This window comes from Selenomonas sp. oral taxon 137 str. F0430 (assembly GCF_000183625.1).
Lineage (GTDB): Bacteria > Bacillota > Negativicutes > Selenomonadales > Selenomonadaceae > Centipeda > Centipeda artemidis.
The window spans coordinates 42,599-57,170 of record NZ_AENV01000009.1; the positions used below are offsets into that span (position 1 = coordinate 42,599).

The following is a 14,572-nucleotide window of genomic DNA, read 5'->3' on the forward strand; positions in this document are numbered from 1 at the left end:
CTGAATGTTTTCATTTCTATTGACAATTCTTTTCAATATCGTTATGATTCACTTCATGAGACTTACCCCATATTTATTTTCACTCTAAGGAGATCGATTACCCATGCGTAGTACAACGAAGATTCTCTCCCTTTTGATGCTCGTCCTATCCCTCGCGCTCGTCGGCTGCGGCGGTACGGACAAAGCGGCGGAAAAACCTGCGGACAAACAGCCGGCGCAGCCGTTCCGCATCGTCACGTCGTTCTACCCGATGTATGTTGCCACGATCAACATCACACAGGGGGTCGACGGCGTTGAGGTACACAACATGACGAAGCCGCAGACAGGCTGTCTGCACGACTATCAGCTCATGACGGAGGATATGAAGACCCTCGAGAATGCCGATGCATTCGTTATCAACGGCGCAGGCATGGAGGACTTCATGGACAAAGTGACCGAGCAGCAGAAAAATCTCAAGGTCATCGACGCGTCACGCGGCATCAAGCTCATCCACGACGAGGAGGGCGACAACCCGCACGTCTGGCTCAGCGTGACGGATGCGATCCAGCAGGTGCGCAACATTGCCGACCAGCTCAAGGAAGCCGATCCCGCCCATGCGGACGCCTATGAGAAGAATGCTGCCGCCTACATCGAAAAACTCACGTCGCTCAAGACAGAGATGCACGCCGCACTCGATAATGTGCCGCACAAGGACATCGTGACATTCCACGAAGCATTCCCCTATTTTGCCGAGGAGTTCCATCTCAACATCATCGGCGTTGTTGAGCGTGAGCCGGGCACGGAGCCGACACCGACCGAACTGCAGGAAACCATCGAACAGGTCAAAGGACTTTCTGCCAAGGTTCTCTTCACCGAGCCGCAGTATTCCCCTGCCGCCGCAGAGACCATCGCGCGCGAGACAGGTGCGAAGATCTATACGCTTGATCCCGTCGTCACGGGCGAGGCAACGCCGGCGGCAAAGGATGCGTACCTCGACACGATGCGTAAGAATATGAATACGCTCAAGGAAGCGCTTCAGTAAAAATATACCTCTTCTCTTCATATAAAGTCTCATACAATCGAAAATGGGACTGCCGCTCTCTGTCATACAGAGGAACGGCAGTCCCGTTTTTTCGTTAATTGATTTAGCCCGCGGCTTCCTGATCCTCAGGGCTCGGCATATCGTCCGAGAGGTCGATGCGCGGTGCTTTTCCCTTTGGCAACAGCGAGAACACAGATTTGAGAAGTTTCTGTGTATACGGATGCTTTGCATGTGCGAGATCTTTGCCGTCGAGTTCTTCGACAACCTTGCCGAAATACATAACGACAACACGCGTGCAGAGCATGGAGACGAGCGCAAGATCGTGACAGATGAAGAGGATCGTGAGATCCCGCTCCTTCTGAATACGGATGAGCAGTTCGACGATTTTCTCCTGCACGGAGACGTCGAGTGCACTCGTCGCCTCATCGCAGACGAGAATCGCCGGCTCGAGCGCAAGGGCGCGGGCGATGCCGACACGCTGACGCTGGCCGCCGCTCATGTTCGCGGGATAGCGATCCGCAAAGTCCTCGGGCAGATCGACGAGACGCAGCAACTCCGCCGCCTTATCGCGCGCACTGCCCTTGAGGAGACCAAAGTTCCGCAGAGGCTCGCAAATGATGTCCTTGATCTTCATCTTCGGGTTGAACGCCGTATTGGGATCCTGAAACACCATTTGGATGTTGCGGCGCATATTGCGCGCCTCTTCGCCCTTGAGTCCCGTAATCTCCTGCCCGCGGAAGAAAATCTGTCCTTCCGACGGGGCGTGCAGCTGCATCAGTGTACGCACGAGCGTACTCTTTCCGCAGCCGCTCTCTCCGACGATGCCGAGCAGCTCCCCTTTGTAGACGGGGAACGTCACATTGTCGCAGGCGGTCAGAACCTTTCCGCCTGCGATGGGAAAGCGCTTCGTGATGTGTTCGATGCGCAGGATTTCCTCACGCTCCGGCTGCATAGCTTTCCCCCCAATCTGCGGTACGGCGAGCAAGAGCTCCTTCGTATAGTCGCTCTGCGCGTGTTCGATAACCTCTTCCGCCGTGCCGTGTTCCAAGACCTTGCCATAGCGCATGACCATGATCTGATCCGACATATAGGCAGCAACACCGAGGTTGTGTGTCACCATGACGATGGACGTGCCGTCTTTGCGGCAAATATCCATCAGCTCATTAACGACCTGTGCCTGCGTCGTCACATCGAGCGCCGAGGTCGGCTCGTCGGCAAGAAGCAGCGCGGGGCTGAAAAACATCGCCATCGCAACGCCGACACGCTGACGCATACCGCCGGACAGCTCGAACGGATAGCTCTTCATCACATTCGCAGGGTTGTTGAGGTGCATCCGCGCGAGCATATCCTGCGCGCGCTCCGCTGCCTCCTTCGTCCCCACGTCCTCATGTGTCTGAATGTATTCGACGAACTGTTGTCCGATGGTCTGAATCGGATCAAGCATACTGCCGCTGTCCTGAAAGATCATTGCCGCCGTGCCGCCGCTGACCTTGCGCCAGTCCGCGTCACTCGCCTGCGTCATATCCTTCCCATCGAACAGAATCTGTCCGCCCGTGACCTTGCCGACGCTCGGCAGACAGCCGATCATGGCGCGAATCACGGTCGTTTTGCCGCTGCCGCTTTCACCGACAATGGAGAGCACTTCGCCTTCGCCGAGCGAAAAGCTCACATCATGCACCATCTCCGTGCCTTCATAAGCGACGCAAAGGTTTTTCACCTCTATCTGCATCCGCGCTTCTCCTTCCCTTCATGACGCAGGAAACGCCGGGGACATTCCCCGACGCTCCCGCTCGTTTATCCTAAAAGTTTACTTTGCCGGTTTAATCGCGCTCGTCAGCCAGTAGTAGTCTGCGGGATGCATGATGGCACCCGTGATCTTCGTGGAGCTGATGATGTTCGTCTCGGGGTAGCCGAGGAAGAGCGCTGCCGCATCATTGAGCAGAATTTGCTGCATGTCGATCATAAGCTGACGGCGCTTTGCCGGATCAAACTCAACCGCAAGTGCGTTGTACTTCGCATCGTATTCGGGGTTGCTGTAGCCGGAGCCGTTCTGCGGATTGTCACCGTTCGTATTGGTATACCAATACTGTCTGAGATAGCTCTCCGGGTCACCCGTATTCGCTGTCGTCGTGTTCGAGATCAGGAGGTCATATTCGCCGTTGATGCCAATCTTGTCGAGGAGGTTGTAGTCCACCGTCTTGATCTTCACATCAATGCCGACCTTCTTCGCGTCCGCCTGCACGGCCTCGGCATAGATTGGGAGCTCGGCGCGGCTGTTGTAGACAATGAAGTCGACGCTCAGCGGCTTGCCGTCCTTATCGCGGATGCCGTCGCCGTTCGTGTCCTTCCAGCCCGCTTCGTCGAGGAGCTGATTTGCACGATCGACATTGTAGGCGTTCGGATCAACGAGCTGATCAAAGCCATAGTCGAGAGAGGGCGGCACGGGAGCCTTGCCCGGGATGAACGTGCCCTTGAGGATGACCTCGTTATAGGACTTGCGATCCGTCATGGAGATGAACGCCGCACGTACCTTCGGATCGCCGAGAATCCCCTTCTCATTGATGCGCGCAAGCACCGTGCGGAGCGATGCAATACGATCGATATGGAACTTCGACGTATCGTTGAAGAGCCCCATGTCGCCCGCCGCAATGTTGACCGCCATGTCGACTTCACCGGACTGGAGCGCCATCGCGCGCGTATTCGGATCATCGATGGACGGGATCTCTACCGTCTCGTACGGTACTTCGCCGCCCCAGTAGTTCGGGTTCTTCTTCATGACTGCTTTTTCCTTCACGAAGGATTCGCAGACATACGGTCCCGTACCAATGGGACCCTGCTTTGCAAAGTCACGCTCGCCCTCGCTCGACGTGTCGACAATAAGGAAAAGCGGATCCGCGAGGAAGCCCGGCATACTTGGCGTCGGCTTCTCCGTCTTGATGATGAGGTTCTGGCCGTCCGCCTTCATCTCCGTGTACTTGAAGAATGTCTGCGCGCGATTGTTCTTCGCGAACGAGCGCTCGATGGACGACTTGACTGCTTCTGCCGTGAGCTCTTTTCCGTTCGAGAACTTCACGCCGTCGCGGATCTTGAACGTCCATGTCAGTTTATCGTCGCTGACCTGCCAGCTCTCCGCGAGCCACGGCGACGGATTCATCTTCTCGTCGAACTTGACGAGTGCCTCACCGATGCCGTAGCGCATGACGACCCAGCCGAAGAAATTCTCCGTCGGATCAAGCGAGTCCGCGAAGTTCGTCACACCGATCTTCAGCGTCTTCGTGTCCGCCGCCTTATCTCCGCCGCCGCAGCCCGTCAAGACCGCCGCCGACACGCACACAGCGAGCGCCGCCGTGAGCATTTTTTTCCATTTTTTCACAGAAAAACCTCCTTACATAACCCCAAACATCCGGCGGATGCGACCCTTCCGCATCCGTCCCTTTATCCCAAAAGGCTTAGTTCGCCTTGCGCGGATCCAAATAGTCGCGGAGCGCATCGCCCCACAGGTTGAACACGGCGACGACAATGACGATCGCTGCGCCCGGGAACATCATGAGCCACGGCGCCGTCTGGAGAGACTGACGCCCCTCGTTCAGCATGAGCCCCCACTCCGGCGTCGGCGGCTGTGCACCGAATCCAAGGAAGGAGAGTCCCGCAAGCTCCATCATCATCGCGCCGATGTCCATCGCCGCCGTGACGAGCACGATGGGGATGATATTCGGCACGACATGGCGGATAAGCATATCGCGCGGACGCGTACCGCTCGTGATCGCGGCGGATATATAGTCCTGCTGCCGTATCTTGAGCGCTACAGAGCGCGCGAGGCGCGCGTACTTCGTCCAGCCGACCGCAACGAGCGCGAGAATCGCGTTGACGATGCTCCCGCCCATCATACCGGCAATCGCGATCGCAAGCACGATGCCCGGGAACGCAAGGAACATGTCGGCCAGTCGCATGATGACCGTATCCACCTTGCCCCCGACGTAGCCGGAGACGACACCGATCAGCGAGCCGACACCCGCGATGAGGATGACGACCGTGAGCGCCATAAAGATGGAGATACGGGCACCGTAGATGACACGAGTGAAGAGATCACGCCCGAGTTTATCCGTGCCGAACCAATGCTCGGCGGACGGCGGCAGGAATGCATTTTGCATCACGGACGCATACGGATCCTCCGTCAAAATGAACGGAACGAGGAGCGCGACCAAAAAGATGATACCCGCCATAATCGAGTATCTGCGCAGAATTTTGGCATCCTTGCTCATGCTTTCGCCCCCTTCTTCAAGCGCGGGTCAAGATAGGTGTAGGAAATATCCACAATAAAGTTGACCAGCATATAGAGGACGGCGATCCACAACACGAAGCCTTCGAGCAGCGGATAGTCGCGCATCTCGATCGCACGCACGGCAAGACGCCCCATGCCCGGCCACGAGAAGACGATCTCGATGACTGCCACGCCGCCGAGCAGCCAGCCGACCGCAAGACCGAGCAGCGTGATGAGCGGCAGGCACGCATTTGGGAGCACATGGCGCCACAGGATGCGCTGCGTCGAGAGCCCGCGTGCACGCGCGCCAACGACGTAGTCCTGTCCCAGCTCCTCAAGAATCGCCGTACGCACTTGACGCGTATACTTCGACGACAGGAGAATCGCGATCGTGAGCGCAGGCAAGACCATCCGATCCGGCGTCACTTCGCCGCCCGCAATCGGGAACAGCCCCAGTTTCAGACCAAAGACAAAGAGAAGAATAAGTCCGACCCAAAAACTCGGCATCGAAACGCCCAGAAACGTAATTCCTCGAATCAGATAGTCCGGCCAGCGGTTCCGATACACGGCGGCGAGAATCCCGCACGGCACGGAAATGACGAGCATCATCACGAGCGCGGTGCCCGCAAGCACGAGCGTACCGGGCAGCGCCTGAGCGAGTTTATCCACAACGGGGATCTTCGCCGAATAGCTCTTCCCCATATCCCCGTGCAGCACGCCGTTCAGCCAACGGATATACTGCTCATGGAACGGCAGATCCAGCCCCAGCTCATGGCGCGTCTGCTCGATCGTCTCCTGCGAGACGATCGTATCGCCTGTCTCGAGAATCGCGTCCACCGGGTCGCCCGGCGCGAGAAATGTCAGGCTGAACGTCAGGAACGTCACGCCGAGCAACGTTAGAAGCATCTGCCCCAAACGCGTCAGCAAAAATTTGGCAGTCAAGTCTCCATCTCCTTTTTCCCTTTGCCTTCTTCACATAAAAACCGCCTGTCTCTGAAAAGACAGGCGGTCGAACGCACAAAAACAAGGTCATAAATACCCATACGGGTACCACAAACCGTGCATCCATCTCCCCATCTCTCGTGAGTCCATCAATGAATCCTATTGCAAGCAGGCTTTCCGGCTTGTAGATCCTCACGTTCTTCCGCCTTCCCGGTTGTCACCAGTGACTTTACAGGCACAGGCTCTGCGCCTGTGGAAGAACATTCCCTACATACGGCTGCGGGACAGCACGGGCATTGCACCCGTTTTCCTCTCATCGCTCGGAGACCTGCATATATTTTCATATCCCCCTGATACGAAAACATCTCTCCGACACTTGCAACGTTTTATGCAGTTTTATAGGATTATAGGCGTAGTATATCTACATACGACAGATTTGTCAAGAGATTCGTCCAGAATAATCATAAGTTATTATTGTTTATCGAAGCAACAAGGACATTCGGCGCATATTTCGCTCGGTATACACCGCGCAGGAGGAATGTAGCGCAGAGCGCGCGTATCGTCTGATCAAGTGCGAGGGAGAGCCACGCCCCTGCAAGTCCCATATTCATTTCGTGCAGGAACACATAGGTGATGATGGGGCGCAGGAACGTGATGCTGACAAAGGAATACGCTGCGACCTGCGTGGTCTTTCCGCTCGCGCGCAGGATGCCCGCGCAGATCATCTGATGCGCCTCCGGGAAACTGACCGCCGCGACATAGATGAGAATTATGCTGCCGAGTGCAAGCAACTCCGGATCGCTCGAATAGATACTGAAGATCTCCTCGCGGAACACGAAGGTCAGCAGGAACGCGACCGTCGAGAAGAAAAAGCCCCATGTAATGCCGATCCATACGAAACGCCGCCATGCATCCCGCTTTTCATCGTCACGGTTATGTCCTGCGAGCACGGTGCTCGCTTTGCCAAGCCCTCCGCCGAAGCTGTAGTAAAAGTCGCAGAAATTCATCGCGATGGCGTGCACGGCATATGGAATCGTCCCAAGCTCGGCGACCATGCGCGTATAGACGACCATACCGATGCGCTCAAATCCCTGCTCGCTGAAGATGCCGCCAAATACGCCGAGGAACTCACGGAAATAATCGCGCGTCGGCAGATAGCTCCCCTGTCCAAAGATGCCCCAGCGGAAGAGAACGCGCACGCTGAGGAGAAACGACCAAATAGAGCTGCCAATCGTACCGATGGCGGCGCCGAGCACCCCGAGGGTGGGAAAAGGCCCGATGCCATAGATGAGAAACGCGTTGAGGATGACGTTCAGCACGTTCCCCTGCAGATTGATGGAGAGCACGGTCATAGACTCGCCGCGCCCAAGCATAACCGCCTGCATCGTCGCCGAGAGCGATGTGATAAAGACAGCGGGCAGCGTCCACGATGCATAAAGCACTGCGTCAGCGATATAGTTTTCCTGTGCGCCCATCCATAGGAGGATGTCCTCGATATAGATAAAAAAGACAATATGCGCGATGCCGAGAACGACAACGACGAGTGACAAGGTCTTTTTCATCACATCGCCGTAGCTGTCGCTCTGTTGTCTGCCAAACCGCTCCGCAATGAGCAGAGTGACGGCGGCGGCAACGGAACGTGCCACGGTGAGGAGCACCATACGAGGCTGAGTAAAAATACTGACCGCCGCAATTGCAGCCGTGCCAAGCGAACCGACCATGATGATATCCGCATTGCTCAGGAGGATCATAAAGACGCCCTCAAGCGCCGCAGGAATCCCCACACGCAGATAGATCTTGTCATACGACGTGACCATGTTATCCCCCCCGAGAAAACCTCACAGTAACGCAGATTAGATTATCATAACTGATATTTACTGTCAATATATATTTATGTTCATATGATTATTTTATTTGTAAAAAGGAGAACGATTATATGACTGCCCCGAAAAAAAGACTGTGGCATCATACGTTTCAGCGTATATGCCGCAGTCTTTTTCGTATATAATTTACCGATGCAGCGCGCGATGCGCGATGTCTTTCCGATAGTACATGCCCTCAAAGGAAATTTTTTCTGCCGCCGCGTACGCCGTGCGTACGGCGGAGGAAATGTCCGCCCCCCTGCCGACGACGCCGAGCACGCGTCCGCCGTTCGTGACGATTTTCCCTTCCGCTCGGCAGTCCCGGCGTGGAATACCAATGCGCCCGTATCCTCGGCGTCCGCGATGCCGTGAATCTCATGCCCCTTTTCATACTTCCCGGGGTAACCGCCCGCGGCGAGCACAACGCAGACCGCCGCACCGTCCTTCCACGCAATCGGCACGTCGGCGAGCCGCCCCTCGCAGCAGGCGCACATGATCTCGGCGAGGTTCCCGTCGAGGAGCGGCAGCACGACTTGCGTCTCGGGGTCGCCGAACCGCGCGTTGAACTCCACGACCTTCGGCCCTTCGGACGTAATCATGAGCCCCGCATAAAGGCAGCCGCGATAGGGGCAACCTTCCTTTGCCATCGCCGCGATCGTCGGTTTGAGAATTTCCTCAACCGCGCGTGCCGTCATCTCGGGCGTCATCACAGGCGCGGGTGCATATGTCCCCATACCGCCCGTATTGGGACCTTTGTCGCCGTCAAAGGCACGCTTATGATCCTGCGCGCTGATCATGGGACGGATCACCTTTCCATCGGTGAAGGCGAGCAGAGACGCTTCCTCCCCCTCCATGAACTCCTCGATGACGACGCTGCTTCCCGCCGCACCAAACGAACCGTCCTCCATGATGCGATCGATCGCATCGAGCGCTTCCTGCTCGGTCATGGCGACAACGACGCCCTTGCCCGCCGCAAGTCCGTCCGCCTTGATGACAGTCGGCGCGCCCGTCTCGCGAATATAGACGCGTGCGGGCTCCGCCTCGGTGAACACCTCATAGCGTGCCGTCGGGATGCCGTATTTCTTCATGAGATTCTTGGCAAAGGACTTCGATCCCTCGATCTGTGCCGCCGCCGCCGTAGGGCCGAAGGCGCGGATGCCTGCCGCCGTCAGATCGTCGACCAGACCGTTCATGAGCGGAACCTCGGGGCCGACAACGACGAGATCGATCTTTGCTCCCTTGGCAAAATCCACAATGGGGGCGTTATCATTGATGGAGATGTCCGGCGACTCCGCCATCCCCGGATTTCCGGGAATCGCATAGATATATCCGTCGTCGATGCTGTCGGCGAGTTTCCAACAGAGCGCGTGCTCACGCCCGCCCGAACCGATGATGAGTATATTCACGTTCGTTCCTCATTTTTCTAGCTGCTGTGCCAAATACGCGTTGATGGCGGCGTCGTAGTCCGCCGTGTGTGCAAACGCTTCGTGTGCGAGCCGCATCCGCGTCATGCCGTCCACTGCGCCGTCCTTTTGGATCTTCTCCGCAATTTCGCCGTAGCGCGCGGGGTTCGTCACGACCGTGACAAATTTGAAATTCTTCGCCGCCGCGCGTATCATCGCGGGGCCGCCGATGTCGATCTGCTCGACCGCTTCGGCGAGCGTGACGTTCGGCTGTGCGACGGTCTCCTTAAAGGGATAGAGGTTCACCGCGACGAGATCGATCGGCGTGATCTTCAGCTCGCGCAGCGCCTTTTCGTGCGCGCTGTTGCCGCGTACGGCGAGAATGCCGCCGTGAATGAGCGGATGAAGCGTTTTGACGCGTCCATCCATGATCTCGGGGAATCCCGTCACATCGCTGACGTAGACGACGGGGATGCCCGCCTCGCGCAGCGCCTTCATCGTCCCCCCCGTGGAGACGATTTCAACGCCCGCCGCGTGCAGTGCGCGTGCAAATTCGACGACGCCGGTTTTATCGGATACGCTGATCAGGGCACGTTTTATCTTCATGATGCTCCTCCTTCATCTGCGGGCAAAATATGTACCGTTCGCCCGACCGTTTGCAGCCGCCCCTCGGCATAGAGCCGTATCGCCTCTGGAAAGATGCGATGCTCCTGCTCCAGCACGCGTGCGGCAAGCGTCTCCTCCGTATCCCCCTCCATGACGGGAACCGCCGCCTGCAAAATAATGGGTCCCGTATCCGTCCCCTCGTCTACAAAATGTACGGTGCATCCGCTGACCTTCGCGCCGTACGCGAGCACGTCGCGATGTGCGTGCGCTCCCGGAAAGCTTGGCAAAAGCGCAGGGTGAATGTTGAGAATACGCCCGCGGAAGGCGTACACGAACGTGGGTGATAGGATGCGCATAAAGCCGGCGAGCACAACGAGCGTCACGCGATGCGCATACAGCTCGTTGAGAAGCGCGCCCTCAAACGCCTCCATATCAAAATGTTCTTTGCGGACGACAGCGACGGCGGGAATCCCCTTTTCCCGCGCGCGCTCGAGCGCATAGGCATCCGCCCGATCCGCGATGACGACGGCGATCTCGGCGCGAATGTCCCCGCGTTCAATCGCCTCCATGATGGCGGCGAGGTTTGAGCCGCGCCCCGAGCAAAGCACGCCGATTCGCTCGTTAGGCATCGAATACACCGCCCTTGATCACAACCTCGTGTGCGCCCTCGGTGACACGCCCGATGCGATAGACAGTCTCCCCCTCCGCCGTGAGATGTGCAATGATGCGCGCCGCCTCGTCCTCCGACGCAATCAGTACCATGCCGATGCCCATATTGAACGTGCGATACATCTCCGCCCAATCCACGTTGCCCCACTCCTGCAGCAGGCGGAAAACGGCAGGCATCTCCCACGCCGCGCCGTCGATCTCTGCGCCCATCGTCTCCGGCAGGGCACGCGGGATGTTCTCGTAGAACCCACCTCCCGTGATATGCACCATGCCGTGGATGTCGAACGAACGAATCAGCGGCAGGCAGACACGCGGGTAAAGACGCGTCGGCGTCAGCAGCTCCTCACCGATGGATTTGCCAAGCTCCTCAATGTATTCGTCGCCCTTGAAGCCCTTGCGTTCAAAACAGATTTTCCGCACAAGCGAGTATCCGTTCGAATGCACGCCCGAAGAGGGCAGTCCGAGCAGGACGTCCCCCGCCCGGACGCGCGCACTCGTGATGAGCTGCGACCGCTCGACGACACCGACGGAGAATCCCGCGATGTCATATTCTCCCGCAGGATAAAAGCCCGCCATCTCCGCCGTCTCTCCGCCGATGAGCGCACAGCCGGATTCCTTGCAGGCGCGCGCAACGCCCGCAACCACGTCCGCCACCTGACGCGGAAGGAGCTTGCCGACAGCGAGATAGTCGAGGAAAAAGAGCGGCTCCGCGCCCTGCACGAGGATGTCGTTGACGCACATCGCCACGGCGTCCTGTCCGATCGTATCGTGCCGGTCGAGCATGAACGCAAGGCGCAGCTTCGTCCCAACGCCGTCCGTCCCCGAGACAAGCACCGGTTCGCGATAGTTCTTCGTATTCAGCGCAAACAGACCGCCGAATCCACCGAGATCACCGAGCACCTCGGGACGATAGGTCGCGCGCACGCTCTCCTTGATGAGCGAAACGGACTCGTTGCCCGCATCGATGTCGACGCCCGCGTCGCGGTAGGTCATTTTCTCCATCGGCTCTTAGAGCCCCCTTTCACGCTGTGCAATCCGCCGCCGTTCGAGGATGATCTTATCGTCCTCGTCGAGTTCGGCGTCTTCTTCCGGGACGGGGTAATCGTTGTTAAAGCAGGCATAGCACATATGATCCGGATTCAGTGCCGGAACACACTGACGCAGCCCCTCCAGGGAGATAAAATGCAGCGAATCCGCCCCGATAAAGTCGCGAATCTCCTCCACTGTCTTGGTCGCGGAGATCAGCTCCTTGCGCACGGAGGTATCGATGCCGTAGTAGCAGGGATCTGTAATCGGCGGGCTGCTGATGCAGACATGGATCTCGCGCGCGCCCGCATTCCTCAGCAGCCGCACAATCTTCCCGCTCGTCGTGCCGCGTACGATGGAGTCATCCACCATGATGACGGATTTACCCGCGACAACGGAGCGCACGGGACTCAGCTTCAGTTTTACCGCTGCATCGCGCTGCTGCTGCGTTGGCTGGATGAATGTACGCGCAATGTAGCGGTTCTTAATCAGTCCCTCGGCGAACGGAATCCCCGCCTCGTAGGCAAAGCCCGTTGCCGCCGTCGTACCGGAGTCCGGCACGGAGATCACAACGTCCCCGCGGAACCCGGACTCACGCGCGAGCATTCGTCCCATGGCAAAGCGCGCCGCATGGACACTCTGCCCATCGATGATGGAGTCCGGGCGCGCAAAATAGATGTATTCAAAGATGCAGGTTGCGATGTCCTCGCCGTTCGAAAAGCGGAACGAGCGCACGCCCTCACCGTCGATGACAACCATCTCTCCGGGCGCAATATCGCGCACAAATTCCGCACCGCTGACCTCGAGCGCACACGTCTCCGAGGCGAGCACCCAACTCCCCTCGGGCGAGCGTCCGAGACAGAGCGGGCGGAACCCCTGCGGATCGCGCACACCGATGAGCTTATTCTCCGTCATGATCGTGAGACAGAATGCGCCGCGCACAACCTTTACCGCCTCGAGGATACGATCCTCGATTGTCCGGCATTGTGAGCGCGCAATGAGATGGACGAATACCTCGGAATCGATCGTCGTCTGAAAGACGGTTCCCCGATCCTCAAGCTCGCGGCGAATGATCGCGGCATTCGTCAGATCCCCGTTGTGGGCGAGCGCCAACGCCCCGCCCGCATAGTTGACGCGCAGCGGCTGCGCATTCGCGGCGAGGCTGAACCCCGTCGTCGCATAGCGGACGTGACCGATCGCGATCTTTGCATTGTCAAGCTGCGGAAGATGCGCGCCGAACACCTCGCTGACGAGCCCCATGCCCTTTTTGACGTCAATCCAATACCCGTCCGTCAGAGCGATGCCCGCACTTTCCTGTCCTCTGTGCTGGAGCGCAAAAAGACCGAGATACGTCATCTCGGCGACCGGTTCCGTCCCGGAATAGACGCCGTAGATGCCGCACTCTTCCTTCCACTTTGGCTCTTTTAGATACATTGTTCTTATGCTTCTCCCGTCAGTCTGTGAAGCATTTCTTTGTAGGCGTCCTCCACGTTCCCAAGGTCACGGCGGAACCGGTCTTTGTCCAATTTTTCCTTCGTGTCGCTGTCCCAGAACCGGCAGTTATCCGGGGAGATCTCGTCCGCGAGAATGATATGCCCCGCCGCATCCTTGCCAAACTCGAGTTTGAAGTCGATGAGGTCGACGCGCTTTGTCTTGAGGAATTTTGTGAGCACATCATTGACCTTCAGTGAGATGCGCTCGATTTCGTCCAGCTCCGCGTCCGTCGCGATCTTCATCGCACGGATGTGATAGCGGTTGAGCATCGGATCGCCGAGATCGTCGTTCTTGTAGCAGTACTCGATGACCGGAAACGGCATCGGTACGCCCTCCTCGAGCCCGAGCCGCTGTGCGAGAGAGCCCGCGGCGACATTCCGGATAATAACCTCAAGGGGGATGATCGTCAGCTTTTTAACCAGCATCTCGCGCTCGCTCGGCATGGAGATATAATGATGCGCAACGCCCTCTTTGGCGAGAAGGTCAAAAAAGAACGCCGTCATCTTATTGTTCATGATGCCCTTATGCGCGATCGTGCCCTTCTTGGCGCCGTTGCCGGCGGTCGCATCGTCCTTATAATAAACGAGGATTTCGTCGGGACGATCCGTCGCATACATAATCTTTGCCTTGCCCTCATAAAGAGCTTCTTTACGCTCCATTATATCCTGCCTTTCATCATTCCCATATACCACACTGAGCCGCTTCCCGCAGACTCCGTATCAGAGCTGTGCCGCCACACGCGCCGCCTTTGCCTCAACGTCCAGAACCATCTTCTCACGATAGTCCATCAATGCCTCTGCGATGGAGGCATCATGTATGGCCAGAATCTCCGCCGCAAATATCGCGGCGTTCTTTGCCCCGTTCACCGCCATCGACGCAACGGGTACACCCGACGGCATCTGCACCGTGCTGAGCAGTGCGTCCATGCCGTTCAGCGGCGTCGCATTTACAGGCACGCCGATCACGGGTTTAATCGTATAGCTCGCCACCACCCCCGCAAGATGCGCGGCAGCTCCCGCCGCGATGATAAATGCGGCAAACTCCTTATTGTGATCCGCTTCCATGACGAAATCACGAACCATCGACGGCGTCCGATGTGCCGAAGCGACCTTGACCACCGGTTCAACGCCGAACTGTTTCAGAAGTTCTACCGCAGGCTTTAGGATCGGCCAGTCGGAATCGCTTCCCATAAGGACTGCTACCTTCATTTTATCAACTCCTTCATGCCCTATGATAGCGAGATTTTTCCGGCATGTCAATAACGCAAAAAAAGCTTCCATACAACAGT

General features: G+C 57.6%; 12 protein-coding genes, 2 pseudogenes and 1 riboswitch. Of the genes and pseudogenes, 1 reads left to right on the top strand and 13 read right to left on the bottom strand.

The window, feature by feature from the left end; genetic code table 11:
• The first annotated feature begins 103 nt into the window (after positions 1–103).
• Entirely contained in the window at positions 104–1,021 is a 918-nt protein-coding gene (locus HMPREF9162_RS07345) for a metal ABC transporter substrate-binding protein (RefSeq protein ID WP_009657477.1), read from the top strand.
• Positions 1,022–1,124: 103 nt separating this feature from the next.
• Here HMPREF9162_RS07345 and HMPREF9162_RS12605 read toward each other — a convergent pair whose 3' ends face one another.
• The 13 genes and pseudogenes from HMPREF9162_RS12605 to purE all read right to left on the bottom strand — a co-directional run bounded on the left by HMPREF9162_RS12605 (position 1,125) and on the right by purE (position 14,492).
• Entirely contained in the window at positions 1,125–1,973 is an 849-nt protein-coding gene (locus tag HMPREF9162_RS12605) for an ABC transporter ATP-binding protein (RefSeq protein WP_037350406.1), read from the bottom strand.
• A 60-nt stretch (positions 1,974–2,033) separates the two neighbouring features.
• Positions 2,034–2,750 (bottom strand): annotated as a pseudogene (locus HMPREF9162_RS12610) (ABC transporter ATP-binding protein); the annotation flags it as partial.
• Positions 2,751–2,828: 78 nt separating this feature from the next.
• Entirely contained in the window at positions 2,829–4,376 is a 1,548-nt protein-coding gene (locus HMPREF9162_RS07360; protein WP_371067612.1) for an ABC transporter substrate-binding protein, read from the bottom strand.
• A gap of 94 nt (positions 4,377–4,470) precedes the next feature.
• Entirely contained in the window at positions 4,471–5,283 is an 813-nt protein-coding gene (gene nikC, locus HMPREF9162_RS07365; RefSeq protein ID WP_009657484.1) for a nickel transporter permease, read from the bottom strand.
• On the bottom strand, positions 5,280–6,224 hold the full coding sequence (gene nikB / locus HMPREF9162_RS07370; protein ID WP_009752887.1) for a nickel ABC transporter permease: 945 nt from the start codon (positions 6,222–6,224) through the stop codon (positions 5,280–5,282). Before nikB ends, nikC begins: the two co-directional genes overlap by 4 nt.
• 149 nt (positions 6,225–6,373) lie before the next feature.
• Positions 6,374–6,571, bottom strand: a riboswitch (cobalamin riboswitch).
• Between the two features lie 114 nt (positions 6,572–6,685).
• Positions 6,686–8,041 (bottom strand): MATE family efflux transporter, encoded by a 1,356-nt coding sequence (locus HMPREF9162_RS07375; RefSeq protein ID WP_009752781.1) that lies wholly within the window; start codon positions 8,039–8,041, stop codon positions 6,686–6,688.
• 267 nt (positions 8,042–8,308) lie between these two features.
• Positions 8,309–9,492 (bottom strand): annotated as a pseudogene (gene purD / locus HMPREF9162_RS07380) (phosphoribosylamine--glycine ligase); the annotation flags it as partial.
• Positions 9,493–9,501: 9 nt separating this feature from the next.
• Complete coding sequence (locus tag HMPREF9162_RS07385; RefSeq protein WP_009348975.1) at positions 9,502–10,095, bottom strand: IMP cyclohydrolase; 594 nt, start codon at positions 10,093–10,095, stop codon at positions 9,502–9,504.
• Entirely contained in the window at positions 10,092–10,724 is a 633-nt protein-coding gene (gene purN, locus HMPREF9162_RS07390; protein ID WP_009657502.1) for a phosphoribosylglycinamide formyltransferase, read from the bottom strand. The genes HMPREF9162_RS07385 and purN overlap by 4 nt, the downstream gene beginning before the upstream one ends.
• Positions 10,717–11,766, bottom strand: a complete 1,050-nt coding sequence (gene purM / locus HMPREF9162_RS07395; protein WP_009752859.1) for a phosphoribosylformylglycinamidine cyclo-ligase — start codon at positions 11,764–11,766, stop codon at positions 10,717–10,719. The genes purN and purM overlap by 8 nt, the downstream gene beginning before the upstream one ends.
• 6 nt (positions 11,767–11,772) lie before the next feature.
• Positions 11,773–13,224 (bottom strand): amidophosphoribosyltransferase, encoded by a 1,452-nt coding sequence (gene purF / locus HMPREF9162_RS07400; protein WP_009752785.1) that lies wholly within the window; start codon positions 13,222–13,224, stop codon positions 11,773–11,775.
• Between the two features lie 5 nt (positions 13,225–13,229).
• Complete coding sequence (gene purC, locus HMPREF9162_RS07405) at positions 13,230–13,943, bottom strand: phosphoribosylaminoimidazolesuccinocarboxamide synthase (protein ID WP_026762349.1); 714 nt, start codon at positions 13,941–13,943, stop codon at positions 13,230–13,232.
• A 60-nt stretch (positions 13,944–14,003) separates the two neighbouring features.
• Complete coding sequence (gene purE, locus HMPREF9162_RS07410) at positions 14,004–14,492, bottom strand: 5-(carboxyamino)imidazole ribonucleotide mutase (RefSeq protein WP_009752793.1); 489 nt, start codon at positions 14,490–14,492, stop codon at positions 14,004–14,006.
• Positions 14,493–14,572 lie beyond the last annotated feature (80 nt).